Genomic DNA, 17,394 nt, shown 5'->3' with positions numbered 1-17,394 from the left:
ACACTCAGTATTCTCGTCCGATAAAAGCAATCACAGCATTATCTTGCTGCATCTGCTGTAAAATAGTACCCGCTTGCGGGTCGGATGAAAGGACATCCTTCATTTCAATTTTGAAATAACCGGTATCGTTTGGCCCATCCAAGATGCGAGCATTCCAATGCAGCAAAAATTCTTTAACTTGCTGTATTCGTGCATCGCCATTGAAGTCTACCAGCAATACCATGCCTTTAACTACCGGAACCGCGCTGGCATCACCTGCGACCGTAGCGCTGACATAAATGCCTTCGGGTTTACTGCCCGCCGAGTGTGCAAACCACCCTAAAAAGCCTGCCTGAATCAGCAGTAATAAGGCAAATATGGCATTGGCAGGGGTTAAACCTTCCCATTTTGGGATCAACAAATGCCGCAGCCATTGTTTGGCTTCGCCCAGCCAATTACGCTGTGGTGCAAGTGCGAGGGCAGCGGTTGGTGACACCACCGAATTGTCCCGCTCTTCGCGCCCGATACGCTTCATCAGTTTCTCTAAACGCTGTTGGGTCGTATCCACGGCAGATAATTCCAACAACGCCGTATTAGCGCGGATCATATCCACCAACTTCAGTTCACGCTGGTATTCAGCCGCCAACTCAGGGTGAGTTTCCAGTATCCGCTCTACCAATTTGCGCTCGGATTCCGTTAATTTGCCCGTGATATACCAAGGCAATAATAACCGTGCTTCTTCAACTGGATCGCCATGTGGGTACAGGCTCATATCGCAATAGTCTCAACTGCCATTTAAAAATCAACTAAAAATCAACACCAACGATACCGGCTTTTTCCAGTAACTGTGCCAAACGCTTACGCGCATAAAACATCCTTGTTTTGACGGTGTTTTCCGAAATATCCAGAACAATCGCCACTTCTTTGACGGACTTGTCTTCAAAATACGTTAGTCTGATCACTTCACGGTGTTCTTCCGTTAGCTGATCCATCAGACGTAACAACTGCTGTTTCATGTCATCCAATGCCAATTCCTCGTGAGGGCTGGCGGCTGGGTCAATCATGGCATCGAGTATCGACTCATCCTCCAACGTCATTTCCGAGGTTTTGCGCAACCACGACACCATTTTGTTGCGGGTAATGGAATAAATCCAGGTCGACACCTTTGACCTGCCTGCAAAATTTTCCGCTGACCGCCAAACATCAAACATAGCCTCGTCTACTAAATCAGCAGCCTGAGCCATATCATCACGCAATACGCGCGAACAATACTTTACCAATTTGGGCTGGTATCTCAGGTATAACTGACTGAATGCTTGCTGATCGCCCTGACTGATGCGTTCCATCAGAGCTTCATCACTGAGCTTGCTTACCAGTTCAGTCTGTTGTTTGCTGCCTTGTGAGTGGCCTTCCATTTCTATGTCGCTCTCATTACGGGTTTGGTTCTAATTAATTTGAGCCAATACTCAAAAAAATAATAAATACACTTTTTTTTCAACTTTTCTTGAACCACTCGACGAGCAGCAACGACTAAGCGTTAACACTACACACTCAACTAGTAATCCTTAAAAGTTATAATACTCCCTCGCAAGTCTGGCGGGTCTTCGGATCCGCCTTTTTTTTGTTTACAATCCATCTATTAGCATATCATAATCCACTGATACACGATTTTTTCTTTCTAACCTTGGAAGCTGGGTATGTATCAAATTGGCACCACACTGACACAATTTATCCTCGAAGAACAACGTAAACATGCAGGCGCAACCGGCGAATTTAGCTGCGTACTGAATGACATCGCACTCGCGTGCAAAAAAATTGCTGCATTAACCAGCAAGGGCGACCTCATCGGCGTGCTGGGTTCTGCTGGCTCTGAAAACGTTCAGGGCGAAGAGCAGAAAAAAATGGACATTATCACCAATGACGTGATGATCGAAGCCCTTTCGCGTGGTCACGCAGCGGCCTTAGCCTCTGAAGAAATGGATGAGGTCTATAACCTGCCCAGCAATGTGCCACGCGGCCACTATCTGGTGACATTCGACCCGCTGGATGGCTCCTCTAATATGGATGTGAATGTATCGGTTGGTACGATTTTCTCCATCATCAAAGCCCCCGAAGGTGTGGAAAACCCGACCGCTGCCGATTTTATGCAGCCGGGTACGAAGCAAGTCGCGGCAGGTTACTGCTTGTATGGCCCTTCAGCCATTATGGTCTTGACCACCGGCAAAGGCGTGAATATGTTCACGTTGGATAAGGATTGCGGCGAATTCTTGCTGACCCGCGAAGACGTGAAAATCCCTGCTGACACTAAAGAGTTTGCGATCAACGTCTCCAACCAACGTTACTGGGAACCACCGATGCAGCGTTACATCAGCGAATGTTTGCAAGGTGTCGAAGGGCCGCGTGGCAAAGACTTCAATATGCGTTGGGTCGCGTCAATGGTGGCTGAAATTCACCGCATTTTGACTCGTGGCGGCATTTTCATCTATCCGATGGATAGCAAAATGAAGGCATCGGGCAAAACCGGCAAGTTGCGCTTGTTGTACGAAGCTAACCCAATGGGTTTCATCGTTGAACAAGCGGGCGGCATGGCAACCACGGCTTATTCACGCATTATGGAACTCCAACCGACCGACTTGCACCAGCGTGTGCCGGTGGTAATGGGGTCACGTAATGAGGTGGAATTAGTCACGGGTTATCATAACGCTTAACAGCGATTCCCCGATGTCCCCGTAGAGACGCAAAATCTTGCGTCTCTACCCACCCCGCCAACCTGTTAAAGAAGGCGCAAAATTTTGCGTCTCTACTGTTTTTCGGCATACGACACGGTGTACGACTGCCCTTGTTTGAGCTTGTCGAAATTGCCGAACACTTCCTTTAGATTGCGTTTCATGTATTCGCGCAAGCCATTAATCGTCACGATATACACGCGCCCGCCCGGTTTGAGGTGGTGTTTCATGTCGTGCAGCAAAATGCTCATCATTTCTTTGCCCACTTTTGCGGGTAGGTTGGATGCAATCACGTCAAACCGCGCATCTTTGTCGAGGTGCTGGAAACCGTTGCTGAGCATGGCGCGGGCATTCGCCAGCTTGTTCACGCCTGCATTGCGGTTGGCGTATTCCACTGCCATGAAATCCTTATCCACCATCAGGGTTTGACCTTGTGGAGCGAGTCTTGCCATCACCAAACCGACGGGGCCATAGCCACAGCCGAGGTCAAAGCAATCATCGGTCGGGTTGATTTTCAGGTATTTCAGCAGCAAATCCGTGCCGTCATCAATTTCACGCGGTGAAAAAATCCCCCAGGTTGATAGAAAGGTGAAAGGCTGTCCGCACAGTTCCGTATCAAAACGGATGTCGTCGCGCAGGCTTTTGGTGTAAGGAATATCAGCCATTAGAGAATCGCCGGTGCAAGATTTTTCGCATACAAGAAGGTGTAGGCAAACGTCGCCGCACCCGCCAACCATAAGATGACCGCTGCTGCTTTGCCCAAGCCCGGTTTCAGCGCAATCACGCCCAACACTACGTACACAATCAAGCCAACGGCTTTAATGATGACAAAATTATCCACACCGTGTGCAGTGGTAACGAAGGCCAGCCACAAGCCCGTTCCCAGCAAAATCAACATGGTCAAGGAAGCACTCGCCAACGCTGCCTTACCGGTAACGGCGGGGTTGTTGGTCAACATCCATACCCCCCGAATGAGGTAAATAACCACGGAAAGCAGGGCGATAATCGCGTGTACTTTCAAAATTAAAGTGTTCATATCCATGTGGTGTGTCCTTATTGCAATTGTTGGAAAATATGTGCTGCTTCAGTTAATGCATCGTCAAGCTGCGGCGCTAGTGTGCAGTAATGCCCCATTTTACGACCGGGGCGGGCTTCGTGTTTGCCGTACAAGTGTAGCTTGGTATTGGTACTTTGCAGCAACGCCAACCAGTTAGGTTGCGCATCGTGCCATAAATCGCCCAACATATTGACCATGACCACGGGGGACAGCAGGTCGGTTGCGCCGAACGGCAATTCGCAGACCATGCGCACTTGCTGCTCGAATTGCGAGGTGATGCACGCATCGAGGGTGTAATGCCCGCTATTGTGGGTACGCGGAGCCATTTCGTTGATGAGCAATTCGCCTTGACGGGTGACGAAGAATTCCACCGCCATCACGCCGACGAACTCTAGCTTATCCGCCATGCGCGTGGCGGCGGCTTGCGCGGCGGTGGCGAGTGCGGCATCAATGCGGGCAGGCACAATGCTTTGGTGCAGGATGCCATTGCGGTGTTCGTTTTCGGCAACGGGAAAACAGCGTACTTCACCGCCGACACTGCGGGCGAGAATGACCGAAATTTCGCGTTCCAATTCCACGCGCTGTTCCAGCACACACGCGACACCGTGCAATTGGGCAAACGCTGCTTGCGCTTCGGCAACCGAATGCACAGTGACTTGCCCTTTGCCATCGTAACCCATGCGGGTGGTTTTGAGGATGGCGGGGAATTGAATGCTGTGGGGTGCAGCCGCAATGTCCGCTGCGGTGTGAATCGCTGCAAACGGCACAGGCTGCAAGCCACACGCTCGCACGAATTCCTTTTCCACAATGCGGTCTTGCGCCATTTTCACGGCATGGGCTGATGGGCGCACGGGGCAGAATTGCGCGAGGAATTCCAGCGTCTGCGCAGGAATATTCTCGAATTCGGTGGTGATCACATCGCAACGTTTACCGAATGCGGTAAGTGCGGCTTCGTCGTCGTAGGCGGCAATAATGTGGTCGTCAGAGAGTTGCGCAGCGGGGCTGTGAAAATCGGGTTCGAGAATAAGCACGCGGTAGCCGAGGGTGCGGGCGGCGACGGTAAACATGCGTCCGAGTTGCCCGCCGCCGAGCATTCCGATGGTTGATCCGGGAAGTAGTGTCATAAAGTGTCGAGTAAGCTGGGGTTACGAAATAACAGGCAAGGATACAGGAAAGCCTTGCTTTGCCATACCCCATCACAGCGACAATTATGATACGTATTCACCTTTTTCAGCAACTTCTTCAAGAGCTTCTTTCAATTTAATTAGCTCTTCGCGCAACTTAAGTTTCATGTCGTTGAAATAGGTATTCCAGTCACCGATGACTTCAATCATCTGGTAAGTCTCATCTTGTTTGGCTTGTTCGATTTGCTCACTGATAATTGCCATTTTTTCTTTTATGCTGGTTATGCGTAAGCGTAGTTTATCCGCATCACTAACTGTGTCTGAAAATATGCTAAAACCTTTTCCTGACTGAAGTGTTGCTAATATCTCGCGAACTTTCTTTACATCTTTCGCTTTGTTGGCAGCATTGAGTTGCTTGAATATCTCAGTGGTCTGTTCTTTGAATTCGTCGCTGACTTTATCGGGGTGACACAATCTGCTGGCTTTACGGTATGCTGTTTTGAGTTCCTTTTCATCGGCTTCATCCAATACGACTAACGGCTCTTCTGTTTTTTCTTCATAGTCCTTGCGGAAGTCTTCGTAATCTTGTTTGGCTTCTTTGAAAGCATCCCGTGTTTCAGAATCGTCAGGAGTCTCTTTAGCACGTTTTAGTTGAAGTTTAACGCGGTATAGCAACACTGCATCAATTAATTTTCCGCAAGCATGGTAGTATTGATGATTGAAATCATAAATCATTGACTCAATGGATGATTTATTAAGTAGTAGCTCTTCATATTCCGCCTCCAGCATTTTAAGCTCTAAGCGCAGACCATATACCTCTTTGTCATTGTAACTGACCAGCCCTTTTTTACGGTGGCAATAATTTTCAATCAAGCTAATGATCGTTGCAAATGAATGACTTTTTAGTAGCGATAGAATATTGACTGCATCGGCATCTAATGCTAACTGCGACAATTTTTGGATTTGCAACCCAACAATATCATCATCTTCAAGCAGAATGGCAGCTTTTACCATCTCCAAACGGTTGATTACTTCATTCATCCTCTAGTCCTCAGTAATACACATGAGTAATGCAATCTGCCCAATTTCTGATTTCATCAGAAAGTTCAGTCAGTTCATTATGCTGAATGTTAAGATGCGTTAGGTTCGTCAAGTTGCCAATTTCAGCAGGAAGTTCAGTCAGTGTATTATGCTGAAGGTCAAGATACGTTAAGTTCGTCAAATTGCCAATTTTAACAGGAAGTTCAGTCAGTGTATTATGCTGAAGGTCAAGATATATTAAATTCGTCAAACTGCCAATTTCAGCAGGAAGTTCAGTCAGGCGATTACCTGTAAGGTTAAGTAATGTTAGGTTCGTCAAATTGCCAATTTCAGCAGGAAGTTCAGTCAGATTATTTTCCCAAAGATTAAGATGCCTTAGGTTCGTTAAGTTGCCAATTTCAGCAGGAAGTTTAGTTAGATTATTATGGTGAAGGTAAAGTTCTTTTTTAGCGAGCAAATCCTTTTTATTTCTGGGAAGATATTCATCTTCAATACCAAATTCATTCGCCCATGCCCATAATCGTTGCATCCACGCATTATCGGTTACTAAGCTGTGAGAAAAAATTTTGTGCGTGACAGAAAATAAGCGTTTTGATTGTTCTAACAAAAGCTGGTGTTGATTGCTATCTTTAATAACAAGTTTATTAGTCATATTTTTATTTTTTTGGGGGTGTTGGTTCTTTATTACGACTAAGCAGAGGAAACTTCTTCCAAATGCACCTCGTAATGACATATAGTTTCATTGATGTTATCAATTACATTAAGCACTCTATTTATCTCGATTTTAAAATTATTCAAACTTATATAATCAATACTTTTTATTGAGCCATTCCCTTTTTTATTTCTTGGGTAGCGAAATGTAAAAGACTGTCCATCTATTTCATTAAATTCTTTAATTATTCCCCTGATTTCCTTTCTGTCTTCGATAGGAGAAAAGTTATAGTCAGGGTAAATGTATTCAGATAGTTTTGAATATTTATTATCCAACTCATCCCAAACTTTTAACAATTCATGATGTGTAATTTCTGATGGTGTATTCCCAGAGCAGCGGTCGGTTCTGTATATTAAATCCTTCATTTCTATTTCAAGGCAATGTCTATAAAGAAATATAACTGGAAAAACTATTGCGTCTTTTTCTGGCATTCCTAATTTGTCATACTCATTAATTAATTTTTCAGCAGCCGTTCTATAGCCATGAGAATAAAAAGCAGATTGATTATTCATCCAGCCTATATCTGCATTTGTTTTATCAAAAATGATGCCTTTAAATAAAGCCAAAATATGTCCCTGCTTTAAGATTATTTCTGAAAAAACGTATCTATCCCGCGAAGTGGTTCAGATCGCCCCCCATAGGGTGATTTTGCTATGATATAGCCCACGATAGAGCAACGAGCCATGACAGCGAGCTTGTCGCTTACACCTGAACGCCTCATCGCGATATGTAACTTATTCAGTCCGTCCGTGATTTGGTCTGCTGCTGATCCGGGTTTCAGGTGTTTCAAGCCTCCCCCGTAGAAATCCTTGCCAATACCCGTTCGACTGATGAACGAATGGACGAAATCAAAATCACTCATCGCAGCCGCATCCAATTCATAAGCGATAACATCCACTAAAGCACCGCTTTGACGACAGATCACATCATAAAAACGAGCCGCACAAATCATTATCGAAGGTATTAGCATACCCCCGGAGTTCGCTTCTTCGACAAGTTTAGCTAGATTGTTTGTCCCAAATCCGCCTCTGTCTGCTGCCTCTAACTGCCATAGTGCATTTTTGGCATGGGAATGACCTAATGCAGCAGCTTTATACCAACAGTTTGCCGCCAAGTCGAAGTCATAAGGCGTTATGTTTCCCCCACCCCAAAGAAGAGATAGATTGAATATTGCCGAAATATGCTCCCCTTGTGCAGCATTACTGAAATACCTGCTTGCAGCGTTGAAATCACCATTCTGTAAAGCAACAACGCCAGCAACATATTCGGCTTCAACGCCCTCTGCCACGCTCTTGAAGAACGGCTTTTGAAATTTAATCATACTCTATTGATTCTTCTGTTTTTTGAGGTCATATAGTTCAATATGGCTTTTGCCAATTAATCGCATTAAGCAGTGAATTTTTTATACCACAGTTCGGCTTTAGCGAAATCTTGTTTGACACCTTTACCATTAGTGCTGGCAAGCATAGGTAGGAAATCAAATAGGGTTGCCAGTAAAGCCTTTTTCATAATTTATCTCGTAAGCTGCTCGATAGAATTAACTTATCAGAAATGCACACAAATACCAATTCGAGCCGACTAGAGGCTACTACCCCACCACATCGACAATGGCACAGCAAATAGCCACTCACCAAACGGCGCAACTTCGCGCCCGCTATACAGCACAATTCCATGTTGGAACGCTTCTGGTTTGGTTTCTTGTATCTTGTAAATTTCATAACCACTTGAATTATTTATATTTTATGAAATAATAACTTAAGAAAGTCAACCACGCAGTGGCTGATTTTCAGTTATCCGGTGGAAGCTGCATCGCCATCGCACACTGGCGTTGTTCTTCACGGAATTGCGCCAACTTTTCCGCCAACACCGGGTCGTCATTCGCCAACATTGCCACGGCAAACAGCGCTGCATTCGCCGCACCTGCCTCGCCAATCGCAAACGTTGCCACGGGCACACCTTTGGGCATTTGCACAATCGAATACAGCGAATCAATGCCGTTCAAGGCACGGCTGGTGACGGGCACGCCTAAAATCGGCAAGGTGGTTTTTGCCGCTAACATGCCGGGCAAATGCGCTGCGCCGCCAGCACCGGCGATAATGCATTTCAAACCGCGTTCGCGTGCGGTTTCTGCGTATTCAAACAGTAAATCGGGTGTGCGATGGGCGGAAACGACGCGGTATTCGTGTGCGATACCGAATTTTTCCAGTTGTTCAACGGCTTTGGACATCACGTTCCAATCGCTGTTGCTACCCATGACAACTCCTACCACTACCGCCGAATTGGGTTGAGTCACGATGCTCCCCTTATTTCTCTGCAAAATCTGATATTATAACGTGATGTACCTTTTACGCACTAACTAACCGCAAGCGAATGAATACAAACAGTCACCCAAGCAGCGTTCTTGAGACGCACATCACCTCCCTGCCACTGATTGCACGGGGCAAAGTCCGCGATATTTACGCCGTCGATGACCAGCACATGCTGATCGTGACCACCGATCGTTTATCGGCATTCGATGTGATCATGCCGACCCCGATTCCGCAGAAGGGCGTTATCCTCACCCAAGTGGCGAATTTCTGGTTTGGCTTGCTGCATGACGTGATCCCGAATCACTTGAGCAACTTGACGCTGGATGATTTGCCGCTGACGGCAGACGAGAAAGCGCAATTGCAAGGGCGCAGCATTATCGTGAAACGCCTCAAGCCCTTGCCGGTGGAAGCGATTGTGCGCGGTTACTTGATCGGTTCGGGCTGGAAAGATTACCAGCAAACCGGCGCAGTGTGCGGTATCGAATTGCCAGCCGGTTTGCAAATGGCTGATCGTTTGCCTGAACCGATTTTCACGCCTTCCAGCAAAGCCGACGTGGGCGATCACGACATCAATATCAGCTTTGCCGAGATGCAAACCCGCATTGGCGCAGACCTTGCCGAGCAAGTGCGCAGCGTGAGTTTGGAACTGTACCGCCAAGCGGCGGAATACGCCCTCAAACGCGGCATTATTATCGCTGACACCAAGTTTGAATTCGGGCTGGATGCGGATGGCAAGCTGGTGTTGATCGACGAAATCCTCACGCCGGATTCTTCGCGTTTCTGGCCTGCTGATCAGTACAAACCCGGCATTAGTCCGCCATCGTTTGACAAACAATTCGTGCGGGATTATTTAGAAACGCTAGATTGGGGCAAGGTCGCGCCGGGGCCAGAATTGCCAGCGGAGATTATGGAAAAAACAGCGGCTAAGTACCGCGAAGTTGCCGACTTACTCACGAAATAACCAAAAACTAACAACACAGGAATAAGCCATGCGCGTATTGATCACAGGGGTTGCGGGATTCATCGGGATGCACCTCGCCTTGCAATTATTGCAACGCGGCGATGAAGTCGTCGGTATCGACAATTTCAACGATTACTACGATGTCACCTTGAAAGAACGCCGTTTGCAGCGGGTGATCGACGCGGATGCCGCAGGTAAATTCAAGTTCATCCGTTTGGATTTAGCCGACCGTGCTGGCATGGCGAAACTGTTTGCCGAAGAAGGCTTGGATGCGGTGGTGAACCTTGCCGCGCAAGCGGGTGTGCGTTATTCCATCGACAATCCGCTGGCTTACATCGACAGTAATCTGGTGGGGTTTGGGCATATTCTGGAAGGTTGCCGTCATAATGGGGTGAAGCATTTGGTGTATGCATCGTCCAGTTCGGTGTACGGCGCAAACGAATCCATGCCGTTTTCGGTGCATGATAACGTGGATCACCCGCTGTCACTGTATGCTGCTTCCAAGAAAGCCAATGAGTTGATGGCGCACACGTATTCGCATTTGTATGGTTTGCCGACCACGGGGTTGCGCTTCTTTACGGTGTATGGCCCGTGGAGTCGCCCGGATATGGCGATGTTTAAGTTCACCAAAGCCATTTTGGCAGGTAAGCCGATTGATGTGTTCAACTACGGCAAACACCGCCGCGATTTCACCTATATTGACGATATTGTGGAAGGCGTGATTCGCACCTTGGATCATACCGCGACGGGCAACCCCGATTGGAGCGGGATGCAACCCGATCCCGGCACGAGCAAAGCGCCGTGGCGCGTCTATAATATTGGTAATCAGAACCCGGTGGAATTGATGGATTACATTCGTGCCATTGAAGAGGCGTTGGGGATGAAAGCCGAGTTGAATTTGCTGCCGCTGCAACCCGGTGATGTGCCGGATACTTACGCGGATGTGGGGGCGTTGGTGCAAGATGTGGGCTATCGTCCGAGCATGTCGGTTGACGAAGGGACGCGCCGCTTTGTGCAGTGGTATCGTGATTATTATCAGGTTTGAGCCATTAACGGCCATTAACGAATGAGGCTTTCCCATGCAAGGTACGCAACGTGCGCGTTTCGTTGAGCAACTGCTAAGCCGCGCCCCGGACTACGCCAGTTTTGTGTTGGTGATTCTGGCGGGTTTTTTGCTGGCACGCTTGGCGTGGATGTTATTTCCCGCCGCGCCGCGCCCCTTACTCACCAGCAATGATAGCGGTGTGGTAAACAGCGCCACCCAAGCGCAACCCAATCTGGGCGATACCTTGGCAGGCTACCATTTGTTTGGGGTGTATCAAGCGGATAGCGGTAAACCCGCGCCGACGAATATTCAAAATACCCAATTGGCGCTCAAACTTCAGGGGGTTTACGCCCCGCCCAATGACAGCGGTTACGCAGTGATTGAGGAAAATGCGCAGCAAAAAATCTACGCAGCGGGTAGCACCATTGGGAATTCCGGGGCAGTATTAGAACAGATTTTAGGCGATCATGTGTTATTACGGCGCAATGGTTTGCTGGAAAAATTGCCATTGCCCAAGGCAGAGTTAAGCGGTGGCAGCAATGCAGCGGCGGCAGGTTTTGCCGATAACGCGCCGATGGATATGCCGCCAACCGACTACACCCAGCCTCCCCCTGAGATGATGCCCCCGCCAGAAATGTTTACCCCTAGCGAAGGCGCGGTTCCGCCGCCATTACCGGAAGAAGCGCCCCAGCCAGAACCGGTGGCAGCAGAACCCCAGGCTAATTTGGGTGAATTTCGCCAGTCTGTGATGAACAATAATATGCGTTTGCTGGAAGTCGCCAGCCCTCAGCCTTACGAACGTGACGGCAAATTTTTAGGGTTTCAATTAAGCCCCGGCAGCAATGTGGCAATGTTTAACCAATTGGGTTTGCAACCGGGCGATATTGTGACGGCGGTGAATGGCACTGTGTTGGAAAACCCTGCGATTGCGATGCGCTTATTACAGGAAGCTGCAACGGCTTCACAGGTGAATTTAAACATCACCCGTAATGGTCAAGAAGTCTCCTTACCCATCAATTTCCAATAACCTCTATCCCTCCGACTTTTTGCTAACCTGTTTCCGCTAGGATATGCTGCACTGCAATATCCTTAATGGTGAGAAGTTGTTATGCAAATTCATATCCCCGATGGCGAAGGTATGCACCGCATTGTGATTGTCGGCGGCGGTGCTGGTGGGCTGGAACTGGCAACCTTGCTGGGCGATAGCTTAGGTAAAAAGCAACACGCCCACATTACCCTGATCGACAAAAGCCGTACCCATATCTGGAAACCGATGCTGCACGAGATTGCCTCCGGTAGCATGGATTACAGCCTGCACGAAGTCGACTACCTTGCCCAAGCGCATTGGCATCACTTCCGCTACCGCATTGGCGCAATGACTGGCATTGACCGTGCGCAACAACTGGTGCATGTCGCCTCCCACCAAGATGAGGATGGCAAATCCGTCACCCAAGAACGCAGCTTCCCTTACGATACGCTGGTGATTGCGGTTGGCAGCCGTACCAACGACTTCAAAATTCCGGGCGTGGCGGAACACGCGATTCAATTGGATACCCCTGAACAGGCGCAACGTTTCCACCGTAAGTTGGTGAATGCTTGCATTCGCGCTCATGCTCAACCCGAACCCTTATTCCCGAATCAGTTGCAAGTCGCGATTATCGGCGCAGGCGCTACCGGCGTGGAACTCTCGGCTGAATTGTACCGCAGCATTCGCACCTTGGTGTCGTATGGCTTGGAACGCATCGAAGCCGATCAAGACGTTACCCTCACCCTGATCGAAGCCGCCCCGCGCATTTTGCCGGTATTGCCCGAACGCATTGCCAGTGAAGCGACCCGCATCTTGGAAAAGCTGGATGTGAAAATCCGCACCAATGCTCGCGTCTCCGGCGTCACGCCGTTTGGGGTGCAATTGGCAACGGGTGAATTTTTGCCTGCCGAATTGGTAGTGTGGGCGGCGGGGATTCGCGCCCCGGCGTGTTTACAAGACCTAGATGGCTTGGAAAGCAATGGCATCAACCAATTGCTCGTCAAACCGACCTTGCAAACGACGCGCGATGATAATGTGTTTGCCTTCGGCGATTGTGCCGCTGCACCTTGGCTGGACGCAGCCGCCGAAACCATGATTCCACCTCGCGCCCAAGCCGCGCATCAGCAAGCGGTACACCTCGCCAAGCAGTTACGCCAACGTATAAACGGCAAACCGCTGGCCGACTTTCACTACCAGGATTTCGGTTCATTGGTGTCGTTGGGGGAAAACTTGGCCGTTGGCGGTTTGATGGGCAATCTTGCCAAGGGAACGTTGTTTGTGGAAGGCTATATTGCGCGTTTTATGTACAACATGCTCTACAAAAAGCACCAAGTGGGTTTACACGGCGTTTGGAAAGTCGCCCTGAATTCATTGTCAGCGCTGATTCACCGCAGTACCACGCCGCGCATTAAGTTGCACTGAAATTAGCGCCAAAAAGTTAAAATGCCAACTGACAGTCAATCAAATTTGTGTAATAGTGAAAAACACATACACCACATATATTTGGAGGCAGACATGCCGCAGCTCCACTGCTACGTTGCTGAAGAAGTCGCAATTCAGCTTCAACATAAAGCCGAACAGCTACACCTTTCCATCTCTAAGTATCTTGCGTTGCTGATTCAAAAAGACGTTGGTACACAATGGCCTGAAGGCTATTTTGACTTATTCGGCGCTTGGGAAGGCGACGCTTTGCAACGCCCAGAACAAGGCGAACACGAATTGCGCGAGATGTTGTTTTGATGTACTTGCTGGATACCAACACCTGCATTCAGTTCATGAATGGCACCTCGCAAGCAGTCAAACGCCACTTCCAGCAATGTTCACCCGGTGAAATTGCCGTATGCAGCGTTGTGAAAGCAGAATTGCTGTTTGGCGCACGCCATAGCCAGCGAGTCGAAGCCAATCTGCAAAAACTAACCTTGTTTTTCGCACCGCTGGCAAGCCTGCCGTTTGATGATCGCTGTGCCGCAGAATATGCGCAAATTCGTGCTGACTTGGCACGCCAAGGCAAACTGATCGGTCCGAATGACCTATTAATTGCAGCAATTGCCCGCACACATGATGCTGTGCTAGTAACGAATAACACCCATGAATTTGAGCGCGTTACAAACTTGCGGTTGACTGATTGGCAAGCGGCTATCTAGCTAAACTCAATCGGATCAATATCAATCGACCAGCGCACGCACGAACGTCCCGGCAAACTGGCGGCGTGTTGCAGCAATTGGTGCAAAGCGTTGTGCAATGCGGCGCGTTGCTGACTCCCCAACAGCAATTGCGCCCGGTAACGGTTGGCGCGTTTTTCCAATGGTGCGGGAATCGGCCCCAAACGCTGAATCCCCGCGCCATCCGCTGCTAACAAACGTTGACTAACGTGCTCCAAAAATTCCAAGGCTTTTTCCATGCTCACGGTGCTGCTGGCACGAATCAAGGCTTGGTAGCCGAAGGGCGGGAAATGCCAGCGTTTGCGATCTTCCAGCAATTGCCGCGCAAACGGGGTGTAACCATGCCCGACCAGTTGGTGCAATAAGGGGTGATCCGGCTGACTGGTTTGCAAAATCACCCGCCCCGGTTTGTCGGCACGCCCCGCACGCCCCGCGACTTGCACCAGCAATTGCCCCAAGCGTTCCAAAGCGCGGTAATCGGTGCTGAGCAGCGATTGGTCAATGTCAATAATCACCACCAAGGTGAGATTGGGGAAATCGTGACCTTTCGCCAGCATTTGCGTGCCGACCAGAATCAGCGGGTCATTGCTGCGCACCGTGCTGAGCTTGTCTTCGAGCTGCCCTTTGCGGCTGGTGCTATCGCGGTCAATGCGCACCACGAGGGCGTCGGGAAACGTGGTTTGCAGGGTGAGTTCCAGCCGTTCCGTGCCTTGGCCTTGGGTGGTGAGTTGGGGATTTTTGCACACTGGGCATTGCATTGGCGTGGTTTGTTCAGCGCCGCAATGGTGGCAAACCAAGCGGTTACGCCGTGCGTGCCAAGTCATTTTCACGCTGCAATGGTCGCAATTGGCGTGCCAGCCGCAGGAAGGGCAAAACAGGGTGGGCGCAAACCCGCGCCGATTCAGGAATACCATGATTTGTTCGCCCCGCGCTAAGGTGCCGCGAATGGCTTGCAGGCTTTGCGGGGTTAAACCGGCTTGCAATTCAAACGGGCGGGTATCCTGAATTTGTAAATCGGGTTTGCGCGTGGTGCCGGGGCGACGTTCGAGGCGGGCGTAATGAAAGCGCGAGGTTTGGGCATTGTACAGCGCTTCCAACGACGGCGTGGCGGTTCCCATGAGGATGGGAATATCCAACATTTGGGCGCGTTTAATCGCCAGATCACGGGCGTGATAGCGAAAACCTTCCTGTTGCTTGAGGGAAGCATCGTGTTCTTCGTCAATCACAATCAGCGCGAGGTGGGGTGCAGGGGTGAAAATCGCCGAGCGCGTGCCAATAATGATTTGCGCCGCGCCGCTGCGGGCTTGCAACCACGCTTTGAGGCGGTCGCCATCACTCAAACCGGAATGCAAACACGCCATCGGGGTATCGCCAAAAAAATGGGCAAAACGTAACAGCAATTGTGGGGTCAAGCCGATTTCGGGCACGATGACCAGCACTTGTTTTCCCGCTGCAAACAGTGGCGCAATCAGGCGCAGGTAAATTTCGGTTTTGCCGCTGCCGGTAATGCCGTGCAATAGAATTGGGCGACGCGGGGTTTGTGCATTCCATTGCTGGATGTGGTGCAGGCATTGTTGTTGTTCGTCCGTCAATTGCAAGCGGGCGGTGTTGGGTGATGTTGCAGCGGTCGGGGTCGACGACACCAGCAATTTTTGCAGGCGCGTGGAAAGTGGTTTTGGTTTGCGCAACGCGACGGGCAAGGCGGAAAAAATCACTTCGCCCACCGGGTGGTGGTAATAACGCGCTGCCCATTGCAACAATTCCAGCAAGTGCGCATCGGGCAGTGGCATCGCATCAAGCACGGCATCCACGGGCTTGATGGTAAACGGTGCATCGGGGTTGTCAGTCTCCGGCGTACATTCGGCACTGATCACCAAGCCGACGGACTGTTGCTTGCCAAACGGCACGAGAACGCGCGTCCCGACCGGTAGCGCGGCATCGGCATGATGGGAGTAACTGAGCAAGGTGCGGAGTGGGCGTGGCACTGCAATTTGGAGGGTGTAGGCGGTTTGACTCATGCGGGCAAGTTTAGCGGAAGCTTGCCCAAACCTTAACAACTACTTGCTACATAAGCGGAAATTCGGGTTATGCACAGAACCTGTGGATAACTCTGTGGATGAACGGCAAAAAGTGGCGGCTACGCCTTGTCAAATAAGCACTTATGCACTTTGAATAAAAATTAATCTACATTGCTTTAATATATAAATATCAATAACTTAAATTATTTTTTCACGCAGTTCTTGACAAACTAAGCGTAAATATGAAAGTAAGGTTACAGTGTGGACAACTCTTAAAACCGTGCCGTGAAACTAAACGCTAACGCAGCGCATCAAGCATGGTTCAGAAATCCAGAAAATGCTAAAGTAACGCTTCGTTTTATGGTGAAGAATTGATTACGACCATTTGACCTCTACAAGTGCCTGATTTCTCAATTTTAGCTGCGAACCACGCTCTCATATGCAGTGAATGTTATATCCCATGCGAGCAAACCATGAATAGCTTGGATTTCACCGAACTCGATGCACTCAAAGCGCGGCTAGACACCTATCGTCCACTGCCGCAATTCCTGCTGCGCAACCTGCAAGAGGACTTAGTGTTGCGTTGGACATACCATTCCAACGCTATCGAAGGCAACACGCTGACTCTGTTGGAAACCAAAGTGGTGCTGGAAGGCATTACTATTGGTGGCAAGCTATTACGCGAACATTTTGAGGCGATCAATCATCGGGATGCGATTGATTACGTCATGGCAATCGTCGCCAATGCCGAGCCATTTTCCGAATGGCAAATCCGCAATATTCACCGCTTGGTGCTCAAAAATATCGACGACGACAACGCCGGACGTTATCGCAGTTTGAATGTGATTATCAGCGGCGCACGCCACACCCCACCCGATTGCTTGCAAGTCCCCGAACAGATGCAGGCATTGATCCATTGGTATGAAACGGCGGCAACGACCCTACACCCCGTCGAACGCGCGGCACGTTTGCACGGCGATTTTGTAAAAATTCACCCATTTGTTGACGGTAACGGGCGCACCGCACGTCTCTTGATGAACCTTGAGCTGATGAAGTCCGGTTTTCCACCCGCCGTCTTACCCGTCGAAAAACGCTTGGCGTACTACGAAGCCCTTGATCAGGCGCACGTTGACCACGATTACAGCCACTTCATTGCCCTGATTAGTGCGTGCGTGAAAGCAAGTTTCTCCCCCTACTGGCATGTTTTAGGAACGCCAAAAGTGCTACAGTAAC

At 49.4% G+C, this 17,394-nt stretch carries 20 protein-coding genes; 8 read left to right on the top strand and 12 right to left on the bottom strand.

The window, feature by feature from the left end; translation table 11 throughout:
- Positions 1-4: 4 nt before the first annotated feature.
- Together HMY34_RS09080 and HMY34_RS09075 are read right to left on the bottom strand one after the other, a co-directional pair.
- Positions 5-751 carry an anti-sigma factor family protein gene (locus HMY34_RS09080; protein ID WP_202718922.1) on the bottom strand — a complete coding sequence of 249 codons (747 nt, stop codon included), beginning with the start codon at positions 749-751 and terminating at the stop codon, positions 5-7.
- A 34-nt stretch (positions 752-785) separates the two neighbouring features.
- Positions 786-1,394 (bottom strand): sigma-70 family RNA polymerase sigma factor, encoded by a 609-nt coding sequence (locus HMY34_RS09075; RefSeq protein ID WP_202718921.1) that lies wholly within the window; start codon positions 1,392-1,394, stop codon positions 786-788.
- A gap of 282 nt (positions 1,395-1,676) precedes the next feature.
- On the opposite strand from HMY34_RS09075, the gene HMY34_RS09070 reads away from it, so the two are divergent.
- Positions 1,677-2,687, top strand: a complete 1,011-nt coding sequence (locus tag HMY34_RS09070) for a class 1 fructose-bisphosphatase (protein ID WP_202718920.1) — start codon at positions 1,677-1,679, stop codon at positions 2,685-2,687.
- Between the two features lie 92 nt (positions 2,688-2,779).
- On the opposite strand, the gene HMY34_RS09065 is transcribed toward HMY34_RS09070, so the two are convergent.
- The 9 genes from HMY34_RS09065 to purE all read right to left on the bottom strand — a co-directional run bounded on the left by HMY34_RS09065 (position 2,780) and on the right by purE (position 8,893).
- On the bottom strand, positions 2,780-3,370 hold the full coding sequence (locus HMY34_RS09065) for a class I SAM-dependent methyltransferase (RefSeq protein WP_202718919.1): 591 nt from the start codon (positions 3,368-3,370) through the stop codon (positions 2,780-2,782).
- Positions 3,370-3,747 (bottom strand): SirB2 family protein, encoded by a 378-nt coding sequence (locus HMY34_RS09060; RefSeq protein ID WP_202718918.1) that lies wholly within the window; start codon positions 3,745-3,747, stop codon positions 3,370-3,372. The genes HMY34_RS09065 and HMY34_RS09060 overlap by 1 nt, the downstream gene beginning before the upstream one ends.
- Positions 3,748-3,758: 11 nt before the next feature.
- Complete coding sequence (locus HMY34_RS09055) at positions 3,759-4,886, bottom strand: 5-(carboxyamino)imidazole ribonucleotide synthase (RefSeq protein ID WP_202718917.1); 1,128 nt, start codon at positions 4,884-4,886, stop codon at positions 3,759-3,761.
- Positions 4,887-4,970: 84 nt separating this feature from the next.
- Positions 4,971-5,927 (bottom strand): J domain-containing protein, encoded by a 957-nt coding sequence (locus HMY34_RS09050; protein WP_202718916.1) that lies wholly within the window; start codon positions 5,925-5,927, stop codon positions 4,971-4,973.
- Positions 5,928-5,937: 10 nt separating this feature from the next.
- On the bottom strand, positions 5,938-6,579 hold the full coding sequence (locus HMY34_RS09045; protein ID WP_202718915.1) for a leucine-rich repeat domain-containing protein: 642 nt from the start codon (positions 6,577-6,579) through the stop codon (positions 5,938-5,940).
- A 38-nt stretch (positions 6,580-6,617) separates the two neighbouring features.
- The gene (locus tag HMY34_RS09040; protein WP_202718914.1) at positions 6,618-7,205 is read right to left on the bottom strand and encodes a hypothetical protein; all 588 of its coding nucleotides are present in this window, start codon (positions 7,203-7,205) and stop codon (positions 6,618-6,620) included.
- A 20-nt stretch (positions 7,206-7,225) separates the two neighbouring features.
- Positions 7,226-7,960 (bottom strand): SEL1-like repeat protein, encoded by a 735-nt coding sequence (locus HMY34_RS09035; RefSeq protein WP_202718913.1) that lies wholly within the window; start codon positions 7,958-7,960, stop codon positions 7,226-7,228.
- Positions 7,961-8,025: 65 nt separating this feature from the next.
- Positions 8,026-8,148 (bottom strand): hypothetical protein, encoded by a 123-nt coding sequence (locus HMY34_RS20370; protein WP_266096954.1) that lies wholly within the window; start codon positions 8,146-8,148, stop codon positions 8,026-8,028.
- A 277-nt stretch (positions 8,149-8,425) separates the two neighbouring features.
- The gene (purE, locus tag HMY34_RS09030; RefSeq protein ID WP_202718912.1) at positions 8,426-8,893 is read right to left on the bottom strand and encodes a 5-(carboxyamino)imidazole ribonucleotide mutase; all 468 of its coding nucleotides are present in this window, start codon (positions 8,891-8,893) and stop codon (positions 8,426-8,428) included.
- A 116-nt stretch (positions 8,894-9,009) separates the two neighbouring features.
- Here purE and HMY34_RS09025 point away from each other — a divergent pair, with 116 nt between their 5' ends.
- From HMY34_RS09025 to vapC, 6 genes are all read left to right on the top strand, one after another.
- Positions 9,010-9,909 carry a phosphoribosylaminoimidazolesuccinocarboxamide synthase gene (locus HMY34_RS09025; RefSeq protein WP_202718911.1) on the top strand — a complete coding sequence of 300 codons (900 nt, stop codon included), beginning with the start codon at positions 9,010-9,012 and terminating at the stop codon, positions 9,907-9,909.
- A gap of 28 nt (positions 9,910-9,937) precedes the next feature.
- Positions 9,938-10,954, top strand: a complete 1,017-nt coding sequence (locus HMY34_RS09020; RefSeq protein ID WP_202718910.1) for an NAD-dependent epimerase — start codon at positions 9,938-9,940, stop codon at positions 10,952-10,954.
- A gap of 34 nt (positions 10,955-10,988) precedes the next feature.
- Complete coding sequence (locus HMY34_RS09015; protein ID WP_202718909.1) at positions 10,989-11,981, top strand: type II secretion system protein N; 993 nt, start codon at positions 10,989-10,991, stop codon at positions 11,979-11,981.
- 81 nt (positions 11,982-12,062) lie between these two features.
- On the top strand, positions 12,063-13,403 hold the full coding sequence (locus HMY34_RS09010) for an NAD(P)/FAD-dependent oxidoreductase (protein ID WP_202718908.1): 1,341 nt from the start codon (positions 12,063-12,065) through the stop codon (positions 13,401-13,403).
- A gap of 93 nt (positions 13,404-13,496) precedes the next feature.
- A complete protein-coding gene (locus HMY34_RS09005; RefSeq protein ID WP_202718907.1) occupies positions 13,497-13,721 on the top strand; it encodes a hypothetical protein in 225 nt (74 codons plus the stop codon).
- Complete coding sequence (gene vapC, locus HMY34_RS09000; protein WP_202719166.1) at positions 13,721-14,125, top strand: type II toxin-antitoxin system tRNA(fMet)-specific endonuclease VapC; 405 nt, start codon at positions 13,721-13,723, stop codon at positions 14,123-14,125. The genes HMY34_RS09005 and vapC overlap by 1 nt, the downstream gene beginning before the upstream one ends.
- Here vapC and HMY34_RS08995 read toward each other — a convergent pair.
- Entirely contained in the window at positions 14,122-16,161 is a 2,040-nt protein-coding gene (locus HMY34_RS08995; protein WP_202718906.1) for a primosomal protein N', read from the bottom strand. The two genes, vapC and HMY34_RS08995, sit on opposite strands and share 4 nt — an antisense overlap.
- Positions 16,162-16,634: 473 nt before the next feature.
- Between HMY34_RS08995 and HMY34_RS08990 the strand changes: the two genes are divergently transcribed.
- Positions 16,635-17,393 (top strand): Fic family protein, encoded by a 759-nt coding sequence (locus tag HMY34_RS08990; protein WP_202718905.1) that lies wholly within the window; start codon positions 16,635-16,637, stop codon positions 17,391-17,393.
- The last annotated feature ends 1 nt before the right edge of the window (position 17,394 follow it).

The organism is Thiothrix subterranea, from assembly GCF_016772315.1.
Classification (GTDB): Bacteria; Pseudomonadota; Gammaproteobacteria; order Thiotrichales; family Thiotrichaceae; genus Thiothrix; species Thiothrix subterranea.
This window is presented reverse-complemented; position numbering and strand designations above follow the sequence as displayed.